Genomic DNA, 18,899 nt, shown 5'->3' on the forward strand with positions numbered 1-18,899 from the left:
GTGACCCCACGGCAGACTGGGGCCATGCGACTGCTGCTGCTCGCCGACACCCACGTACCGACGCGCGCCCGCGACCTGCCGTCGCAGGTGTGGGACGAGGTGGCCCGCGCGGACGTGGTGATCCACGCGGGCGACTGGATGGACGTGACACTGCTCGACGCGCTGGAAGAGCGGTCCCGGCAGCTGGTCGCGTGTTGGGGCAACAACGACGGTCCGCTCCTGCGGGAACGGCTGCCGGAGGTCGCGCGGGTGACCCTCGACGGTGTGCGCGTCGCGGTGGTGCACGAGACCGGGGCGTCGACCGGGCGCGACAATCGGATGGCCGCGGCCTATCCCGACACCGACGTCCTCGTCTTCGGCCACTCGCACATCCCCTGGGACACGACCGCGCCGAGCGGATTGCGCCTGCTCAACCCGGGTTCACCCACCGACCGGCGTCGGCAGCCGTACTGCACCTACATGACCGCGACCATCGACGACGGCGTGCTCCGCGACGTCGAACTGCATCGGCTCGGGTGAGGGCGATCGAAGGGGAGGTTGTGTGCGTATTTTCGCGAACGGACGCACACAACCTCCCCGAACTCAGTCGCTCGAGCCGATCAGTTTCCGCACGACTTTCAGGAGTTCGTCGACGTCCTCGGGCGGCGTCGTGCTTGTCTCGCCCGACATGGCGGCGCCGTAGTAGAGCCCGTCGCCGATGAGCATCACCGCTCGTGCCGCAGCGGGATCGGTGACCTCGTCGGACAGTGCCTCGAACCAGCCCTGATGGATGCGGCGCAGCGCCTGCTGGGCGCGCGGGTTCGCGGTCTGGCTCAGGCGGGTCAGGGCGACGATGGCCCGGTCGAGCGGGGTGTCGGCGAAGACCGAGGTGCGGATGTAGTAGGTCGCCGGTCCTTCGGGAGCCGTGCGCATCAGTTCGGCGTCGTCGGCTGCCAGTGTCTCGAGGTGTTCGGCGAGAGCCTCGACGAGGGCGTCCTTGGACGGGAAGTGATAGAGCAGACCACCTTTGGACACGTTCGCCGCCGCGGCGACGGACTCGAGTGTCGCGGCGCGCTCGCCCTGCTCGAGCAGGATCGTCACGAAGGCGTCGAGAAGTTTGGCGCGGGCGGCAGGGGCAGGTGGCACGGCCCGATCGTACGACGTGGTTACTGTACCGTCCAGCTGGTACAGTAACGACGGTTCGATTCCTCTCTCGCGAAAGTTCGATATCCGTGGCGACATCTGTGCCTGTTTCGGAACCCACCGTGACGAAGGCGGCTCCTCGGGACTGGGTCGCGCTCGCGGTACTGATGCTTCCGGTGCTGCTCGTGTCGGTCGACAACACCGTCCTGGCCTTCGCGCTGCCCGGGATCTCCTCCGCGCTGCAGCCCACCGCTGCGCAACAGTTGTGGATCATCGACATCTACCCGCTGGTGCTCGCAGGTCTGCTGGTGGCGATGGGCAGCCTCGGCGACCGCATCGGGCGACGCCGCCTGTTGCTCATCGGCGCGACCGGATTCGCCGCCGTCTCGGTCGCTGCGGCCTACGCACCTTCCGCGGAACTGCTCGTGACCGCCCGCGGTGCACTCGGCTTCTTCGGGGCCATGCTCATGCCGTCCACGCTGTCGTTGCTGCGCAACATCTTTCTCGATGCCACCCAGCGCCGTCTCGCCATCGCGATCTGGGCCTCGTGTTTCGCGGCGGGCGCTGCACTCGGGCCGATCATGGGCGGATTCCTGCTCGAACATGCCTGGTGGGGCTCGGTCTTCCTGTTGGCCGTGCCGGTGCTGATCCCGCTGCTCGTGCTCGCGCCGATGTTCGTCCCCGAGTCGAAGGACCCGAATCCGGGCCGCATCGACATCGTGAGCATCGCGCTGTCACTGCTGACCCTTGCGCCGATCGTCTTCGCGATCAAGAAGATCGCCGACAGTGGCCTCGGTGCCGTCGCCGTCGTTCCGGCCGTGGTCGGTGTGGTCGCGCTCGTCGCGTTCGTGCGCCGGCAGTTGCAGCGCCCGAACCCCATGCTCGACGTCCGTCTGTTCCGCGTGCCCACCTTCTCCGGTGCCGTCGCGGTGAACCTACTGTCCGTCGTCTCCCTCGTGGGCTTCCTGTTCTTCGTGTCCCAGCATCTGCAACTGGTGATCGGACAGAGCCCGATGGAGGCCGGCCTGAGCCTGGTCCCGGGACTGGCGGTGATGGTCGTGGCCGGGATGTCGGTCGTCGCGCTCGTGCGGTGGGTGCAGCCGTCGTCGATCATCGTCTGCGCGCTCCTGCTCTCGGCGACCGGCTACGCGCTGGTGTTCCTGCTCGCCTCACCGTCGGCGCTCACCCCGATCATCGTGGCGTTCGCGGTCCTCGGCGCGGGTATCGGTGCGGCGGAGACGCTGTCGAACGACCTCATCGTGTCGAGTGTCCCGCCCGCGAAGGCCGGTGCCGCGTCGGCGGTGTCGGAGACGGCTTACGAGATGGGTGCCGTGCTCGGTACGGCGATCCTCGGGTCGGTGCTCTCCGCGTCCTACACTGCGCATCTCCTGCTCCCTGCCGGGCTGAGCACGGAACAGTCGGAGGTTGCTCGGGAGACGCTCGGCGGCGCCCACGCCGTGGCCGGGAACCTGCCCGCCGACCGGGCCGACGCGTTGCTCGCCGCAGCAGGATCGGCGTTCGACAGCGGCGTCACGATCACCTCCGGGATCGGGGTGGTCCTCATGATCGCCTCCGCCGGAATCGCGTGGCTCACGTTGCGCCCCCGCAGTGACGTAGCACCCCACACGGAATCCGACATCGTTTAAATTTGCAGGATGCGGAAACTGGTGTGGGCGCTCGTCGCCGTCGTGGTCGTGGCGCTGCTCGGCTTCTTCGTCGCCCCATGGGTATACGGGACGTTCATCGCCGAGGACGACGCGCCCGCCGCGTCCGTCTCGACCGAAGGTGCCGAAGCCGCGACCGGTGAGCTCGACGGGGAGTGGACCGTCGTCGAGGGTGCCGAACCCAACCGCACCGCCGCCGGCTACACGGTGCACGAGATCCTGCGCGGGGCCGACGTCACCGTGGTGGGCAGCACCGATCAGGTCTCCGGTTCGGCGACCATCACCGACGGCACCCTCGAGGCCGCCGAGGTCGTCGTGCAGGTCGAGGGCATCACCACCGACAGTGGCCAGCGCGACGGCCAGTTTCGCACTCGGGTGATGGACACCGCGGCGCACCCGACGGCGACGTTCGCCCTCACCGAGCCCGTGGATCTGACGTCCCTGCCCGACGACGGCAGCATCGGTTCCGTCACCGCGACCGGCACGCTCACCCTGCGCGGCGCCGAACGGCCCGTGACCGTCGACGTCGACGTCCTGCGCACGGGTGAGCGTCTCGTGGCGTCGGGGAGCATCCCCACCACCTGGACCGATTACGGCGTGGAGCCGCCGAACCTCGGATTCGTGACGGTCGACGGCGCGGGCAGCGTCGACTTCCTCGTCACGTTCGAGCAGAACTGACGTTCTCGGTCTCCTCCGCGTGGGTCTGTTTCGGCGCCCAGCCGGGCGGGCCGAAGGCGTAACCGAGCTTGTCGCGGAACGTCCCGGCCGTACGCCAGTCGCGGGCGATCGCCCGGTACTCGTGCGTCTGCAGGTCCCAGATGTTGTACGTGCCGACGGGCTTGGTGAGCCCGTAGGTGGGCCGGTGGTCCTCGGCCTTGAAGGTGCCGAACATCCGGTCCCAGATGATGAGCATGCCCGCGTAGTTGCGGTCGAGGTAGTCGGGATCGGAGCCGTGGTGCACCCGATGGTGCGAGGGCGTGTTGAACACGAATTCGATCGGGCGGGGGAGCGTGCCGACCCGCTCGGTGTGCACGAAGAACTGGTAGACGAGGCTGACGGAGAAGCCGACGAAGACCATCCACGGTGGGATGCCGATCAGGGGGAGCGGCAGCCACATGATGATCTCGCCGCTGTTGTTCCACTTCTGGCGCAGCGCGGTCGCGTAGTTGAAGTATTCGCTCGAGTGGTGCGCCTGGTGGGTCGCCCAGACCAGGCGGACGCGGTGCGCCATCCGGTGGTACCAGTACCAGAGGACGTCGATGCCGACGAGCAGGATCACCCACGTGTACCAGGCGTCGGCGGGCAGGTGCCAGGGTGCGACGTAGACCCACAGTGCCGAATATCCGACGAGGGCCAGCACCTTCCATGCGGCGCTCGTGACGATGGAGACCAGACCCATCGAGATGCTCGCGCGTGCGTCCCGCTTCTCGTAGCCGCCGCGCGGGGGGCGGGTGCGTCCGTCGGGGCCCGGCTCGACGTGTTCGAGGGTGCGGGCCGCGATCCATTCGAGGATCAGGAAGGTGAGGAAGGCGGGGATCGCCAGGGTCACCGGATCGTGGAGGGGGTCGAGCAGCGACCCCCACGATTCCTGCAGGGTTTCCCACATCGCAACGACCTCCGATAGCTGTGAACAACCGTCCACATTACCGCTGGTGTGGCTTGCATCACCAGGGCCCTCGAATCGGGACCCGGGTGGCGACTCGCGTCCTCACGATTCCGGGTGGTTCGGTATTGCTGGTAGGAATTGACCCGTCCCGTCGAGACGGGCCGGCCGACGACATCAGGCAGCGCGAGAGGCATGGCATGCACATCACCGCGAGGGTCGACTACGCCGTGCGGACCCTGCTCGAACTCGCGGCGATCGAGGACGGTCGCCTGACGAAGGCGGAGACCCTCGCGACGGCGCAGACCATCCCGCACAAGTTCCTCGAGGCCGTTCTCGCCGACCTGCGTCGCGGTGGGTTGGTGAACAGCCGGCGGGGACCGGAGGGCGGTTACTGGCTCGCGCGACCCGCGACCGAGATCTCCATTGCCGACATCATCCGCACGGTCGAGGGCCCGCTGGCGTCGGTGCGTGGCGAGCGGCCCGAGGACGTCGTCTACAGCGGGGCGGCCGAACGACTGCAGGACGTGTGGATCGCGGTGCGTGTGAACCTGCGCGCCGTGCTCGAAGAGGTATCGCTCGCGGATGTCGTCACGGGAGACCTCCCCGGTTTCGTGGAGGATCTTACGAAGGATCCGGGCGCCTGGGAGCGTCGCCGGGTGTGAAGCCCGCGATAGGCCGGGAACGCCTGTGGGCGATGTCATAAATTTGCATGACTCTGCAAACTTACAGAACTCTGCAAAATCAGTAACCTGGATGGAGTGACCATCACTCCCGGCCTGCGCGACCGCAAGAAGGCGGCCACTCGTGCGGCTCTCGCGACCGCCGCGGCCGAACTCGCTCGTGAACACGGTCTGGCCGCCGTGACGGCCGATGCGATCGCAGCGCGCGCGGGTGTCTCGACCCGCACCTTCCACAACTACTTCGCGAGCAAGGAAGACGCCGTCCTCGCGTATCTCGAGACCCGGGTCGAGGAGTGGATCGACCTGCTGCGCGATCGTCCCGCCGACGAGGACATCATGGATTCGCTGCTCACGGTGGCCCTGGACGTCGTGCAGAACCCCGACTGGCCGTTCGGCGAGATCGTCGCGTGCATCACCCTGCTCGAGGAGAGCAACGTGCTGTTGTCCCGGCAGATCGAGGTCGAGCGGCGTTCGTCGCAGTTGCTCGTCGAGATCATCGCCGAACGCACCGGCACCGACCCCGATGCCGACCTGTACCCCTCGCTGCTGAACTACGCCGCCATGGGCGCCGTGCGCGCGGCCATGGAGACACACGCGACCGGGACGACGGACCGGTCGGTCGAAGAGCTCATCCGCGAGGCGTTCGACCAGCTCCGACGCGGATTCTCCTGATTCCGGACCTCTGCCCGTTCCGACCATCCGACCCCACCAGGATCTTCCGACATAGAAAGGGTGCCCCGTGGCGACCTACCTGTACCGGCTGGGCAAGTTCGCCCACAGACGGAAGGGCGCAGTGCTGTCCTTCTGGATCGCGCTGCTCGTGCTCTTCGGGGTCGGTGCAGCAACCCTGTCCGGGCCCACCACGGACGCGTTCACGCTTCCGGGCACCCCCGCGCAGAAGACCCAGGACCTCATGGCGGAGCGGTTCCCGTCGACCGAAGATCCGATGAACGGGCTCAGCGCGCGTTACGTCTTCGCCGCGCCCGACGGGCAGACGCTCGACGACCCCGAGAACCTGGCCGCCGTCGACGAGGTCCTCGCCGCGGTCCGCGGCATCGACCGCGTCTCGCCGCCCGCCAAGGTCGACCCCGCCACCGCCTCGCCGGAGGAACAGGCCGGCGCGCTGGTCAACCCGGTCCTCGCCGACGCCGGTCTCGTCGAGCAGATGAAGGCCGTCGCCGCGCAGCAGGGCACCTCCGAAGAGGCTGCGCTGTCCGACGCTCAGGCCCTGTCGCCGCTGAGCGCCGACCGCACCGTCGGCTTCGTCACCGTCCCGTTCGAGGGCGAGATCACCGACGTCGACCAGGCCCTGCGCGACCAGATCTTCGACGCCGCCGAGATCGGCCGTGACGCCGGCCTGACCGTCGAGGTCAGCGGTACGGCAGCCGCCGAGATGGGCATGCCCGGTGGCACCGCCGAACTCATCGGCATCGGCATCGCCGCGATCGTGCTCACCCTGACCTTCGGCTCGCTCGTCGCCGCCGGACTTCCGCTGGTCACCGCACTCGTCGGCGTCGGCATCGGCAGCCTCGGCATCACCATCGCCTCCGGCTTCGCCGACCTCAGCTCGATGACCCCGACGCTGGCGGTCATGATCGGTCTGGCCGTGGCGATCGACTACTCGCTGTTCATCGTCTCGCGCTTCCGGCACGAACTCACCATCACCTCTGATCGCACCGAGGCCGCCGGCCGTGCCGTGGGCACCGCCGGTTCCGCGGTCGTCTTCGCTGGCCTGACGGTCATCATCGCCCTCATGGCGCTGAGCGTCGTCGGCATCCCGTTCCTGTCGGTCATGGGTTACGCTGCCGCGTTCACGGTGCTCATGGCCGTGCTCATCGCCGTGTCGCTGCTGCCCGCCGTGCTCGGACTGTTCGGGGAGAAGGCCTTCGCCGGCCGCATCCCGTTCCTGAACAAGCGCGGTTCCGACGACGACACCCCCAAGGCGGGCGCCAAGTTCGTCGGCCTGATCACGCGACGCCCGGCCATCCCGCTCATCGCCGGTGTGGTCCTCCTCGGTGCGCTCGCGCTGCCCGCCACCGGACTGAACCTCGCCCTGCCGTCGGAGGCCACCGCCGATCCGGCGACCAGCGCCCGCAAGGCCTACGACCTGGTCGACGAGGGATTCGGTCCCGGACGCAACGGCCCGCTGGTCGTCGTCGTCGACACCCAGAACGCCGACGTGGAGGCCCCAGTCGCGTTCGGTGCCGTCGTCGGCAAGCTGTACGAGAACGACGAGGTCGTCAACGCCCAGATCGTCGCGGTGAACGAGGCGGGAGACACCGCCCAGATCCTCGTCACTCCGCGCAGCGGCCCGACCGATCCCGCGACGATGGACCTCGTCCAGAGCATCCGCGACGGCGAGACCGAGCTGAACGAGGAGTTCGGCCTGTCCTACGGCGTGACCGGCCAGACCGCGCTCGAGGGCGACGTCTCCGACAGCCTCCAGAGCGCACTGGCTCCGTACCTCGCGGTCGTCGTCGGCCTCGCCTTCATCCTGCTGATGCTGGTGTTCCGCTCGATCCTGGTGCCGCTCACCGCAACCCTCGGCTTCCTGCTCAGCGTCCTGGCGACCTTCGGTGCCACCGTCGCGGTCTTCCAGGAGGGCTGGGGCGGCCTGATCGCCAACCCGCAGCCCATCGTGAGCTTCATGCCGATCATCCTCATCGGCGTCGTCTTCGGTCTTGCGATGGACTACCAAGTGTTCCTGGTGACGCGTATGCGTGAGGACTACGTCCACGGCGCGAGCGCACTCGAGGCCGTCCGCAGCGGCTTCGCACACGGCGCGCGCGTGGTGAGCGCAGCGGCGATCATCATGATCTCGGTGTTCGCGGCGTTCATCGCCGAACCGGACTCGCTGATCAAGTCGATCGGTTTCGCACTCGCCGCGGCGGTCTTCTTCGACGCCTTCATCGTCCGCATGGTCATCATCCCGTCGGTGATGGCGCTACTCGGCGACAAGGCGTGGTGGCTGCCGAAGTGGCTCGACCGGATCCTTCCGAACGTCGACGTCGAGGGCGAGAAGCTCACCCGCGAGCTCGGTGCCACCGAGCCCGCACCGGAATCCGCACGCGTGTGACGAACCCCCGGGCGGCCACGTACCCGACGCGGTGCGTGGCCGCCCGGATGGATCGTGAAGATTGCTGCAGGGAGTCGCAGGTAGCGTAATGCCCATGTTGCTACGGCTGTTGCGCCGCTTCCTGGCGCCTTACCGGGGTGCCCTCGTGGCAGTGGTATTCCTCCAGCTGGTCGCGACCGGAGGCATGTTGCTCCTCCCGAGTCTCAACGCCGACCTCATCGACCAAGGTGTTGCGGTCGGTGACATCGACTACATCACCCGGACCGGTCTGCTCATGCTGGTCATGACCGCCGTCGAGGTCGGCGCATCGATCGGAGCAGTGTATTTCGCGGCACGTGCGGCGATGGGTTTCGGCCGTGACGTGCGACTCGCGGTGGTTCGGAGCGTCGGGCGGTTCTCGGCGCGCGAATTCGGGAAATTCGGTGCTCCCTCGCTGATCACCCGTAACACCAACGACGTGCAGCAGGTGCAGATGCTCGTATTGGTGACCTGCACCATCGTGGTGACGTCCCCGATCATGGGAATCGGTGGCGTGATCATGGCACTGAGGGAGGACCCCGGCACCTCGCTCGTCCTGGTCGTCGCCGTCCCGGTGCTGATCTTCACGATGATCACGCTCATCGCGCTCATGCTGCCCGGCTTCCGGGTCATGCAGAAGCGCATCGACTCGGTGAACCGGGTGTTGCGTGAGCAGATTACCGGTATCCGTGTGATCAGGGCGTTCGTGCGCGACGAGACGGAGAATGCCCGTTTCGATCGCGCCAACGACGATCTCACCGCGACCGCCCTGCGCGTGGGACGCGTGAATTCCGTGCTGTATCCGGCCGTCCTTCTCATCTCGAACGTGAGCACCGTGGCCGTGTTGTGGGTCGGTGGTCACCGCATCGACGCCGGTGCGATGCAGATCGGTTCGATCACCGCGATGATCACCTACATCGCCCAGATCCTCATGGCCGTGCTCATGACGTCGTTCGTCGCGATCATGGCGCCACGCGCCACGGTCTGCGCCGAGCGCATCCTCGACGTGCTCGACACCGAACCGACGGTGTCCTCGCCCGCCGAGCCCGTCCGTGAACTGCCGCCCCGCGTCACCCTCGAACTGCGTGATGCCGGCTTCTCCTATCCCGGTGCCGATGCTCCCGTGCTCAGCGGGGTGTCGTTCCGCGCCGACCCCGGTTCCACCACCGCGATCATCGGCGGCACCGGATCGGGCAAGAGCACCCTGATGCGGCTCGTGCCGCGGTTGATCGACGTCACTGCCGGGCAGGTGCTCGTCGCGGGTGTCGACGTCCGGGCACTCGACACCGACGTGCTGCGCTCGCGCATCGCCGTCGTGCCGCAGAAGGCCTACCTGTTCTCCGGCACCATCGCCGACAACCTCCGGTACGGACGCGCCGACGCCACCGACGACGAACTGTGGCACGCCCTCGAGGTCGCGCAGGCCGCCGACTTCGTCCACAAGACCGAGGATGGGCTGAAGACGGTCCTCTCGCAGGGCGGCACGACCGTCTCCGGCGGGCAGCGGCAGCGACTCGCGATCGCCCGCGCCCTCGTCCGCCGGCCCGCTATCTACCTGTTCGACGACGCCTTCTCCGCACTCGACCCGGCGACCGACGCCCGCCTGCGCGCGGCGCTCGAACCTGAGACGCGCGACGCGTGCGTCCTCATCGTCGCGCAGCGGGTCTCCACCGTGCAGGACGCCGACCGCATCGTCGTCCTCGACAACGGCGTCATGGTCGATTCCGGGACGCATCTCGGTCTGCTCGGCCGGTGCCGGACGTACTCGGAGATCGTCGAGTCGCAGAGGATGGCCACGGTATGACGACTCCGGAAGCGGCGGCACCGTCGCGTCTGCGCACCATCCGCCGGGTGCTCGGCCTGCTCCACCCGCACCGCTACGCCGTCTACTCGGTGCTGTTGTCCGCCTTCCTCGGCGTTGTGAGCATGTCGGTGGCGCCCTTCGTGCTCGGCCGCGGCACCGACGTCATCTTCGACGGGGTGGTGGGTATGCAGCTCCCCGCCGGACAGACCAAGGAAGAAGCCGTCGCCGGTCTGCGCGCCGAGGGCCGCGACCAGTTCGCCGACATGGTCTCGGGGATGGACGTGGTGCCCGGCCTCGGCATCGATTTCTCGGCCCTCGGCCGGATCCTCGTCATCGTCCTCGCGCTGTACCTGCTCTCGTCCGGTCTGATCTGGGTCGCCGCCTACGGCCTCAACGAGATCGTGCAGCGCGTCGTGCGCGACATGCGGTCGCGGATCGAACGCAAGATCCACCAGTTGCCTTTGCGGTACTTCGACACGCATTCGCGCGGTGACCTGCTCAGCCGCGTCACCAACGACATCGACAACGTCGCTGCCGGTATGCAGGAGTCCGTAGCGCAGCTGGTACTTGCAGTGATGACACTTCTCGGTCTCGTGGTGATGATGTTCTTCACTTCGCCGGTGCTCGCCCTCGTCGCAATATTGACGATCCCCGCGTCGGTGGTGGCAACGATGCTGGTCGCTCGGCGCTCACACAAGCACTTCGCAGCGCAATGGGAGATGACCGGCAAGCTCAACGGGCAGATCGAGGAAGCCTTCACCGGACACGAGCTCATCACTGCCTACGGCAGGACGGCGGAGGTGCAGCGTCGTTTCACCGACACCAACGAGTCGCTGTACCAGGCCTCCTACAAGGCCCAGTTCGTGTCCGGGCTCGTGATGCCGTTCGTGACCTTCCTCGGCAACGTCGGCTATGTCGTCATCGCGGTGCTCGGCGGCCTGCGAATTGCGTCGGGCACCGCGACCCTCGGTGAGATCCAGGCGATGATCCAGTACTCGCAGCAGCTCTCGCAGCCGCTCGCGCAGATCGGGGCGATGGTCAACCTGCTGCAGTCGGCGTCGGCGTCGGCCGAGCGGGTGTTCGCGGTGCTCGACGAACCGGAGGAGGAACCGGAGGTCGCGGCGCCGACGATGCCGTGGAGCCGGCACGGACTCGTCGAGTTCGAGAACGTCGCCTTCTCGTACACCCCCGATCGGCCGCTCATCGAGAACCTGTCGTTGCGGGCCGAACCGGGTCAGATGATCGCGATCGTCGGACCCACGGGCGCCGGCAAGACCACCCTCATCAACCTGATCCTGCGCTTCTACGAGGTCGACGCGGGCCGGATCCTCGTCGACGGCGTGGACATCCGTTCGATGTCCCGCGACGAACTGCGCTCGCGCATCGGCATCGTCCTGCAGGACACCTGGCTGTTCGGCGGCACCATCCGCGAGAACATCGCCTACGGCAATCCGTACGCCACCGAGAACCAGATCATGTCCGCGGCCAGGATGAGTTACGTCGACCGTTTCGTGCGGGCCCTGCCCGACGGCTACGACACGATCATCGACGAGGAGAACGACGGCAACCTCAGCGCCGGTGAGCGTCAGCTCATCACGATCGCGCGGGCGTTCGTGTCCAAGCCGTCGATCCTCATCCTCGACGAGGCGACGAGCTCGGTCGACACCCGCACCGAACTGCTCGTCCAGCAGGCCACCGCGCGATTGCGCGACGACCGCACCAGCTTCGTCATCGCTCACCGCCTGTCGACCATCCGGAACGCCGACCGCATCGTGGTGATGGAGGACGGACGGATCGTCGAACAGGGCACCCACGAGGGGCTGCTCGAGGCGGCCGGTGCGTACGCGAGGCTGTACGACGCGCAGTTCAAGGCACTCGTGGAGTGAACGCGGGAGACTTCGGCGCGGCCTGATACGAAACATTCCGTCCTCGCGGGCGGGACGGGACACTTCTGGCCATGACGGAGGTGCGGACAACAGCGGTACGGTCACCTCTCGATCTCCTGCGCTCTGCGCGACCGGGGGTCTCCGTGCGATCTGGACGACCGGGGGTCTTCCGGGTCGACGAGACCACACCGGCGGGGTGGATCATGCAGCATCTGCGACGTGGGGGACCGGCGACGCGCACGATGCTCGCCGATTTCACGGGCCTGTCGGCGTCGACGGTCAACCGGGCGGTGACGTCGTTGCTCGAGCACGGGTTGCTGCGCGACCGCCCCGATCTCGCTCCGCGGGGACGGGTGGGACGGCCGCACGTGCCGGTGGAGGTGGACACCGAACGGGGTTTCCTCGCCGGTATCCATCTGGGGGAGCGGGAGACCCGGGTGGTTTCCGGCGACCTGCTCGGACGGGAACTGCACCGGACGACCTTCGCGACACCGGCGTCGGTGTTCGACGTCTTCGCCGCGATCGGTGCGGCGCTGCGGGTGCACGAGTCCCACCAGCGAGGCAGGCAGCCGCTGTGGGCAGGGCTCGCGGTGGGTGGTCTGTACGACGAGCACCGAGGGGCGCTCGACCACCCGCGACTGGGCTGGTGCGAAGCGCCCGTGGACGTGTTGTTCCGGGCGATCGTGCCCACGCCGTACACGGTCGTTCCGTACGTGGAGGCGGTCGCGGAGGTCGAATACCGCCGGTGCGAGAGCGCCTTCCGGCGACGACCCGAGAGCTGGCTGTATCTGTGTGCGGAGGAATCGATCTCGATGGCGTGGCTCGTGGACGGCCTCGCACGGTCCTCGGCCGACGACATCGAATCGTTCTGTGCTGTACTCGAACCGGGGAGTGCCGATGGCACCGACCCGTCGCCGAACCGGGCGGTGCTCCTCGGCCGTGCGGTCGCGCTGGTGCGCGACGTCGTCAATCCCGACGTGGTGACCGTCGGGGGTGAGCTGTTCACCCGACATGGATGGGAGCGCGAGGACGTGTCCGACGGTTACCGGCAGCAGTCGTCGTACAACGATGTGCCACTGCGGTTCTCGGAAGCCGATGACGATCTGCGGTCGGCGGCGGCGCTCGGTGCGGCGTCGCGGGTGATGTATGTCGACCCGATCGGCGCGATGCAGGCGCGGTGAGACGACAAGGTCTGGCGCATGCCGCTGACCGAGGTGGGGCGTCAGGCCGCTCCCGTTTCGGAAGGTCGGATTCCGGGAGGTCAGTGCAGCACTTCGCGCGCGGTGCGACGGACCGCATCGGTCAGCGCGTCGAGCACGGGGGAGTCCAGCCGCCACCGCTGCCAGTACAGCGGTACGGCGATCGGGTCGTCCGGGGCCAGGCTCACGAGATCGGTCGTGTCGGCGACCATCGCGTCGGGGAGCATGGCCCAGCCCAACCCCAGCCGCGCGGCCTCGACGAATTCGAGGGCGCCCGGAACGTAGTTGCGCGGCGGATTCAGCCGCCGCCGGGTCCGCTTGCGGACGAAGCGATCCTGCATGTCGTCCTTGCGGTCGAAGGTGAGCATCGGGGCCTCCCGCAGCTCGGTGGGGGTCATGCCCTCGGGGAACCAGCGTTCGGCGAAGTCCACGCTCGCCATCGCGTGATAGCGCATGGCGCCGAGCTTCTCGGACGTGCAGCCCTGCACGGGTTCGGGGACGGAGGTGACCGCTGCCATGGCGGTTCCGTCGCGCAACAGATCCGTGGAGTGGAACTCGTCCTCGCGGTGCAGTTCGAACAGGGCTCGGTAGCGCACGGGCATCCGGGCCAGGGCGCGCAGCATCCAGGTGGACATCGAGTCGGCGTTGACGACGAGCGGGATCGTGGCGTAACTCCCGGTGTCGGCGCCGAGACCGAGTTCCTCGGAGGCGTCCTGCTCCAGCCGCGCGACCTGCCGGGCGAGCCGCATCACCACTTCGCCGGCCGCGGTCGCGCTGACGGGCCGGGTCCGTCGCAGCAGTACCTGACCGACGTGTTGTTCGAGCGACTTGATGCGTTGGCTCACCGCGGACGGTGTGACGCGAAGAACAGCCGCCGCACCCTCGAAAGTGCCCTCGTCCAATACCGTTGCAAAAGTGCGAAGTTGAGCGAAGTCGAGATCCACATCAAGAAACTCTAATGCAGGTACAGCAAAATCAACTGTTCTTATCTCGACAGGATTCCTAGCGTCGATGCCATGTCACTCGTCGTCGCCGGATTCGTCACAGGTCTGTCCCTCATCGCCGCCATCGGTGCGCAGAATGCCTTCGTCCTGCGCATGGCGATCGCGCGACGATTCGTGCTGCCTGTGATCGCGATCTGCGTGATCTCCGACGCCGTGCTCATCACCGCGGGCATCGCCGGGATCGCGACGATCCTCGACCGCGCTCCCGGCGCGATCGACGTGATCCGTTGGGCGGGTGCCGCTTTCCTCATCTGCTACGGACTCTTCGCGGCACGTCGCGCGCTGAAGCCGTCGGCACTGTCCGCTGCCCCGGGCGGTGCCGTCACCATCGGCGCGGCCCTGCTGACCTGTCTGGCGTTGACCTGGCTCAACCCGCACACCTATCTCGACACCGTGCTCATGCTCGGTTCGGTGGCCAACCACTACGGCAACCCCGGCCGGTGGTGGTTCGGTGCCGGGGCGATCACCGCGAGCGTCGTGTGGTTCGCCGCCCTCGGGTACGGGGCCCGCTATCTGCGCGCCTGGTTCGCCAAGCCGTCCTCGTGGCGCATCCTCGACGGTGGCGTCGCGGTGCTGATGCTCGGCCTCGGTGCCGGACTCGTCGCCTCGTCCTGATCACTCATCTGCGTCCCGTGGGGGCGCGGTCGGGCTCGAGATGGCTGAACACCACGACACCGGGCAGCGCCTCGGCGAGATCGGCCTCGATGCGGTCGAGCAGGTCGTGCCCGGCCCGCACCGTCCAGTCGCCCGGCACCCGCACGACGAGGTAGACGAAGCGCTGACGTCCCGACTCGCGGGTGCGCGGCGGCAGGATCGTCACCACCCCCGGTTCCCGATAGCGGTCGAGGACGGCGTTCACCGCCGTCACGTCCTCCGGGGGAAGAACCGCGTCGAGCATGCCGACGACCGCCTGCCGCACGAGGCCGAAACCGATCCGCAGGATGTTCAGGGCGACGAGGATCGCCACGATCGGGTCGAGCACGTCCCACCCGGATAGCGCGACCAGCGCGACGCCGACGAGCACGCCCGCCGACGTCCACACGTCCGTCAGCAGGTGTTTCCCGTCGGCGACCAGCGTGATCGACCGGTGTGCCCGACCCTGCCGGATGAGCAGCAGACCGACCACGAGATTGAGCGCCGACGATCCGGCCGACAGGAGGAGACCGAGTCCGACCTCGGTCACCGGCTGCGGTGAGATCAGGCGCTCGACCGAGGTCCACAGGATCACCGTCGCGGCGGCGAAGACCATGGTGCCCTCGACCGCGGCGGAGAGGTACTCGGCCTTCCCGTGCCCGAAATCGTGGTTCGCATCGGCCGGCTTCGCGGCGAGACGTAGCGCCGCGAGACCGACGAGCGCCGCGACGAGGTTGACCCCGGATTCGAGTGCGTCCGACAACAGACCCACGGATCCGGTGATCCACGCCGCCGATGCCTTCAGCAGCATCGTCGCGAGCGCGGTCGCCACCGACAACAGCATGAACCGCATCAACAGGCGGTGCTGCTGCGCAGAGGGCACCACCGGTCAGCGCTTGACGAGCGTGAGTTGCATCCCGGTGAGGTCGGTGGCCGTCAGCGCGACGTAGTCGTACTTCGGGGTGGGAACCCACGGCGACAGTCCGAGGGCGTCGATCCGCGCCGCGTCGTCGAAGCTCCGCAGGATCCGGGCGTGTCCGTGCAGCACGACGCTCCATGCGGAGTCCTCGCGGATCTCGTCCACCTCGAAGGCCACCTGCGGGTGCACCGCCAGTTCGGAGAGCTTGCTGCCCTCACCGCTGCGGAAGTACACCGTGCGATCGTCGGTGACGTAGTTGACGGGATAGATCTCCGGTCGTCCGCCGACGACGGTGACGAGGCGGCCCACCTTGCCCGTCGCGAGCAGGTCCCAGCACTGGTCCTCGTCGAGGGGGACGACAGGATCGTCGGTGTTCGGGTTGTCGCGCATCGCGTTCACTCCTCCGGTTCCGCTGCCGTATCCAGCACATCACGAACCGGCTTCCGGCGCAGTGGAACGCTCCGCCGGTTACGGTGAAACCGGCCGTCAGGACCGTGTTCGCCCGATCCGCCGAGAGCAGCCCGAACGAGGAGTGCCGATGTCCGCACAGGCTCCCGCGACCACCTCGAGTTGGCACACCCGCGCCGCGGCCGACGTCGCCGAGGCGTTCGAGGTCGATCCGCAACGAGGACTGAGCGCGGACGAGGTCGAACGACGCCGCGGCGAGTACGGCCCGAACCTGCTCGACGAGGCGAAGAAGGTGCCGACCTGGCGACGTGTGCTGTCGCTGCTGGCCGACAGGATGACCCTCGTTCTGGTCGTCGCGGCGGTGGTCAGCGCCACCGTCTCCCGTGAGTGGGAGACCCCCGTCGTCATCTTCGCGGTGATCGCGCTCAACACCGTGCTGAACTACGTGCAGGAATCCCGGGCCGAGAGCAGCCTCGCTGCGTTGAAGAAGATGTCGGTGTCCACCAGCCGGGTGCTGCGCGACGGTCTCGGGACGGAGGTGCCGCGCGCCGAACTCGTCCCCGGAGACGTGGTGCTCCTCGAGGCCGGCGACACCGTCCCGGCCGACGGCCGACTCGTCACCGCCGTCCGGCTGCAGGTCGCCGAGGCCGCCCTCACCGGCGAATCCCAGCCCGTCGACAAACAGGTCGACGTCGTCGACGATCCCGACGCACCCCTCGGCGACCGCACCGACATGCTGTTCATGAACACCGAGGTCACACGCGGACGTGCCGCGATGATCGTCACCGGAACGGGCATGCGCACCGAGATGGGAGCCATCGCAACCCTTCTCGGATCGGCAGGCGTCGAACAGACGCCGCTGCAACGACGCATCGGCCAGCTCGCCCAGGCCCTGACGATCATCGCGATCGTGACGGTAGCGCTGGTGTTCGTCCTCGGACTGCTGCGGGGGCAGACCTGGTCGGATCTCCTCGTCACCGCGGTGTCGCTGGCGGTCGCGACGATCCCCGAAGGGCTCACGGCCGTCGTCGCCTTCACCCTCGCGATGGGAGCCTCACGCCTCGCGGCCCGCGGCGCGATCGTCAAACGACTCGCCGCGGTCGAGACACTCGGCAGCACCACCCACATCTGCACCGACAAGACCGGCACCCTCACCCTCAACGAGATGACGGTGCAGCGACTGCTCGTCGCGGGTCGTGCCTTCCGCGTCACCGGCACCGGGTACGGAACCGACGGCAAGATCCTTGTCGGCGACGGCCTGCCCGCACCGGACTTCACGGACGCACTGCTCGGGATGGGACTGTGCAACGACGCGACCGTGCGCAACGGAATACTGGTCGGCGATCCCACCGAGGGTGCCCTCGTGGTGCTCGCCGAGAAGGGCGGCATCGACGTCGAGGGTGCGCGGGCCGCGCTGAACCGCATCGCGGAGGTGCCGTTCGACTCGGACTACAAGTACATGGCCACCTTCCACACCCTGCCGAACGGCGGATACCGCTGTTTCGTGAAAGGTGCACCGGGTGTGCTCCTCGACCGTGCCACCTCGATCGCCGGTCCCGACGGTCCGATTCCACTCGACGACGACGGTCGCGCGAGGATCCACCGGGCCGTGGAGGCGCTCGCGTCGGAAGGTCTGCGAACTCTCATGATCGCCGGGCGCGACCTCGACGCCGTTCCCCGCGGCGACACCGATGCCCTGCAGGAGAAGGTGGCCGACCTGACGATCCACGCGATCGTCGGCATCGTCGACCCGCCGCGGACCGAAGCCGAGGATGCGATCGCCGTCGCCCACGAGGCGGGCATCTCGGTGCACATGATCACCGGCGACCATCTGGTGACGGCCTCCGCGATCGCCGAGGAACTCGGAATCCGCGGGTCGGCTGCCTCCGGTGCGGATCTCGACAAACTCACCGACGACGAACTGCGCCGGAGGGCAAAGGAATTCGGTGTCCTCGCCCGCGTGGCGCCCCAACACAAGATCAGGTTCGTCGAAGCGCTGCAGGCCGACGGGCAGATCGTCGCGATGACGGGCGACGGCGTCAACGACGCTCCCGCGCTCGAACAATCCGACATCGGTGTGGCCATGGGCATCACGGGAACCGACGTCTCCAAGGGCGCCGCGGACATGATCCTCACCGACGACAACTTCGCGACCATCGTCGCCGCCGTGGCCGAGGGACGCGGAATCTACGACAACATCATCAAATTCGTGAAGTTCCAGCTCACCACGGCGTGGGGCTTCGTCCTGATCTTCCTGACGGCCGGTGTGCTCGGCCTCGCGGGTGGCGCGCCCTTCAGCGCACTGCAGATCCTGTGGGTGAACATCATCATGGACGGACCGCCGGCGCTCGCGCTCGGTGTCGACCCGACCGCCCCCGACGCGATGCGGCGACGACCGCGGCCCGCGAACGAGGCGCTGCTCGAACGCTCCCGGGTCCAGCGCATCCTCGGCCTCGGCATCGTGATGACGGTGGGCACGATCGCGGTCCTGCACTTCGGACCGGAACTGTTCCCCGACAGTGCATCCGACCCGTTGTTCGCCACCACCCTCGCGTTCACGACATTCGTCTTCTACCAGGTGTTCAACCTGTTCAACGTGCGCTCGGATCTCGGATCGGTGTTCTCGGCGCAGACGTTCACCAACCACACCATCTGGATCGCGATCGGCGCCGTCGTCGTCCTTCAGATCTGCGTCGTGCAACTCGGCGCCCTGCAGGGATTCATGGACACCACCTCGCTCACCTCCGAGCAGTGGCTGCTCGCGGTCGCCGTCGGCTCGTCCGTGCTGTGGGTGGACGAGATCGGCAAGTTCGTCGCCAGGAGGATCGAGGCGCGCAGGGCCGAGCGGGCGGATACGACCTTCCTCACCTGACGATCGGG

General features: G+C 67.8%; 16 protein-coding genes. 11 read left to right on the top strand and 5 right to left on the bottom strand.

The annotated features are described in order from the left end of the window. Nucleotides 1-24: 24 nt before the first annotated feature. On the top strand, nucleotides 25-519 hold the full coding sequence (locus tag BO226_RS22675; RefSeq protein ID WP_006552534.1) for a metallophosphoesterase family protein: 495 nt from the start codon (nucleotides 25-27) through the stop codon (nucleotides 517-519). Between the two features lie 63 nt (nucleotides 520-582). Here BO226_RS22675 and BO226_RS22680 read toward each other — a convergent pair whose 3' ends face one another. Then, the gene (locus BO226_RS22680) at nucleotides 583-1,125 is read right to left on the bottom strand and encodes a TetR/AcrR family transcriptional regulator (protein ID WP_071936536.1); all 543 of its coding nucleotides are present in this window, start codon (nucleotides 1,123-1,125) and stop codon (nucleotides 583-585) included. 98 nt (nucleotides 1,126-1,223) lie between these two features. Between BO226_RS22680 and BO226_RS22685 the strand changes: the two genes are divergently transcribed. Together BO226_RS22685 and BO226_RS22690 are read left to right on the top strand one after the other, a co-directional pair. Further along, nucleotides 1,224-2,768 (top strand): MFS transporter, encoded by a 1,545-nt coding sequence (locus tag BO226_RS22685; protein ID WP_112319922.1) that lies wholly within the window; start codon nucleotides 1,224-1,226, stop codon nucleotides 2,766-2,768. Between the two features lie 9 nt (nucleotides 2,769-2,777). Then, nucleotides 2,778-3,464, top strand: a complete 687-nt coding sequence (locus tag BO226_RS22690) for a YceI family protein (protein WP_006552531.1) — start codon at nucleotides 2,778-2,780, stop codon at nucleotides 3,462-3,464. Here BO226_RS22690 and BO226_RS22695 read toward each other — a convergent pair. After that, nucleotides 3,445-4,392: a sterol desaturase family protein gene (locus BO226_RS22695; protein ID WP_071936134.1), complete on the bottom strand. Its 948-nt coding sequence runs from the start codon at nucleotides 4,390-4,392 to the stop codon at nucleotides 3,445-3,447. The genes BO226_RS22690 and BO226_RS22695 overlap by 20 nt on opposite strands. A 197-nt stretch (nucleotides 4,393-4,589) precedes the next feature. Between BO226_RS22695 and BO226_RS22700 the strand changes: the two genes are divergently transcribed. The 6 genes from BO226_RS22700 to BO226_RS22725 all read left to right on the top strand — a co-directional run bounded on the left by BO226_RS22700 (nucleotide 4,590) and on the right by BO226_RS22725 (nucleotide 13,037). Then, the gene (locus BO226_RS22700) at nucleotides 4,590-5,054 is read left to right on the top strand and encodes an RrF2 family transcriptional regulator (RefSeq protein WP_019290305.1); all 465 of its coding nucleotides are present in this window, start codon (nucleotides 4,590-4,592) and stop codon (nucleotides 5,052-5,054) included. A gap of 96 nt (nucleotides 5,055-5,150) precedes the next feature. After that, nucleotides 5,151-5,744 carry an acyl-CoA-like ligand-binding transcription factor gene (locus tag BO226_RS22705; RefSeq protein WP_006552528.1) on the top strand — a complete coding sequence of 198 codons (594 nt, stop codon included), beginning with the start codon at nucleotides 5,151-5,153 and terminating at the stop codon, nucleotides 5,742-5,744. A gap of 67 nt (nucleotides 5,745-5,811) precedes the next feature. Then, a complete protein-coding gene (locus tag BO226_RS22710; protein WP_006552527.1) occupies nucleotides 5,812-8,148 on the top strand; it encodes an MMPL family transporter in 2,337 nt (778 codons plus the stop codon). 94 nt (nucleotides 8,149-8,242) lie between these two features. Further along, nucleotides 8,243-9,970 carry an ABC transporter ATP-binding protein gene (locus tag BO226_RS22715; protein WP_071936537.1) on the top strand — a complete coding sequence of 576 codons (1,728 nt, stop codon included), beginning with the start codon at nucleotides 8,243-8,245 and terminating at the stop codon, nucleotides 9,968-9,970. After that, complete coding sequence (locus BO226_RS22720; protein WP_071936135.1) at nucleotides 9,967-11,856, top strand: ABC transporter ATP-binding protein; 1,890 nt, start codon at nucleotides 9,967-9,969, stop codon at nucleotides 11,854-11,856. Before BO226_RS22715 ends, BO226_RS22720 begins: the two co-directional genes overlap by 4 nt. A gap of 203 nt (nucleotides 11,857-12,059) precedes the next feature. Further along, nucleotides 12,060-13,037, top strand: coding sequence for a MarR family transcriptional regulator (locus BO226_RS22725; protein ID WP_071936538.1), 978 nt, complete (start codon nucleotides 12,060-12,062; stop codon nucleotides 13,035-13,037). Nucleotides 13,038-13,117: 80 nt separating this feature from the next. On the opposite strand, the gene BO226_RS22730 is transcribed toward BO226_RS22725, so the two are convergent. Further along, a complete protein-coding gene (locus tag BO226_RS22730) occupies nucleotides 13,118-13,999 on the bottom strand; it encodes a LysR family transcriptional regulator ArgP (RefSeq protein WP_024102747.1) in 882 nt (293 codons plus the stop codon). Nucleotides 14,000-14,071: 72 nt separating this feature from the next. On the opposite strand from BO226_RS22730, the gene BO226_RS22735 reads away from it, so the two are divergent. Beyond that, complete coding sequence (locus BO226_RS22735; RefSeq protein WP_006552522.1) at nucleotides 14,072-14,674, top strand: LysE/ArgO family amino acid transporter; 603 nt, start codon at nucleotides 14,072-14,074, stop codon at nucleotides 14,672-14,674. Between the two features lie 4 nt (nucleotides 14,675-14,678). Here BO226_RS22735 and BO226_RS22740 read toward each other — a convergent pair whose 3' ends face one another. Both BO226_RS22740 and BO226_RS22745 read right to left on the bottom strand, forming a co-directional pair. Beyond that, entirely contained in the window at nucleotides 14,679-15,545 is an 867-nt protein-coding gene (locus tag BO226_RS22740) for a cation diffusion facilitator family transporter (RefSeq protein WP_170318520.1), read from the bottom strand. Nucleotides 15,546-15,581: 36 nt separating this feature from the next. Beyond that, nucleotides 15,582-16,001, bottom strand: coding sequence for a pyridoxamine 5'-phosphate oxidase family protein (locus tag BO226_RS22745; protein WP_006552520.1), 420 nt, complete (start codon nucleotides 15,999-16,001; stop codon nucleotides 15,582-15,584). Between the two features lie 148 nt (nucleotides 16,002-16,149). Between BO226_RS22745 and BO226_RS22750 the strand changes: the two genes are divergently transcribed. Beyond that, complete coding sequence (locus BO226_RS22750; RefSeq protein WP_071936539.1) at nucleotides 16,150-18,891, top strand: calcium-translocating P-type ATPase, PMCA-type; 2,742 nt, start codon at nucleotides 16,150-16,152, stop codon at nucleotides 18,889-18,891. The last annotated feature ends 8 nt before the right edge of the window (nucleotides 18,892-18,899 follow it).

The organism is Rhodococcus sp. 2G, assembly GCF_001886355.1.
GTDB lineage: Bacteria > Actinomycetota > Actinomycetes > Mycobacteriales > Mycobacteriaceae > Rhodococcus > Rhodococcus pyridinivorans.

Bases quoted from the DNA above. Each gene is read 5' to 3' on its own strand.
- BO226_RS22675 (WP_006552534.1), top strand. From the start codon at position 25: ATGCGACTGCTGCTGCTCGCCGACACCCACGTACCGACGCGCGCCCGC.
- BO226_RS22690 (WP_006552531.1), top strand. From the start codon at position 2,778: ATGCGGAAACTGGTGTGGGCGCTCGTCGCCGTCGTGGTCGTGGCGCTG.
- BO226_RS22695 (WP_071936134.1), bottom strand. From the start codon at position 4,392: ATGTGGGAAACCCTGCAGGAATCGTGGGGGTCGCTGCTCGACCCCCTC.
- BO226_RS22700 (WP_019290305.1), top strand. From the start codon at position 4,590: ATGCACATCACCGCGAGGGTCGACTACGCCGTGCGGACCCTGCTCGAA.
- BO226_RS22715 (WP_071936537.1), top strand. From the start codon at position 8,243: ATGTTGCTACGGCTGTTGCGCCGCTTCCTGGCGCCTTACCGGGGTGCC.
- BO226_RS22720 (WP_071936135.1), top strand. From the start codon at position 9,967: ATGACGACTCCGGAAGCGGCGGCACCGTCGCGTCTGCGCACCATCCGC.
- BO226_RS22725 (WP_071936538.1), top strand. From the start codon at position 12,060: ATGCAGCATCTGCGACGTGGGGGACCGGCGACGCGCACGATGCTCGCC.
- BO226_RS22735 (WP_006552522.1), top strand. From the start codon at position 14,072: ATGTCACTCGTCGTCGCCGGATTCGTCACAGGTCTGTCCCTCATCGCC.
- BO226_RS22740 (WP_170318520.1), bottom strand. From the start codon at position 15,545: ATGCGGTTCATGCTGTTGTCGGTGGCGACCGCGCTCGCGACGATGCTG.
- BO226_RS22745 (WP_006552520.1), bottom strand. From the start codon at position 16,001: ATGCGCGACAACCCGAACACCGACGATCCTGTCGTCCCCCTCGACGAG.
- BO226_RS22750 (WP_071936539.1), top strand. From the start codon at position 16,150: ATGTCCGCACAGGCTCCCGCGACCACCTCGAGTTGGCACACCCGCGCC.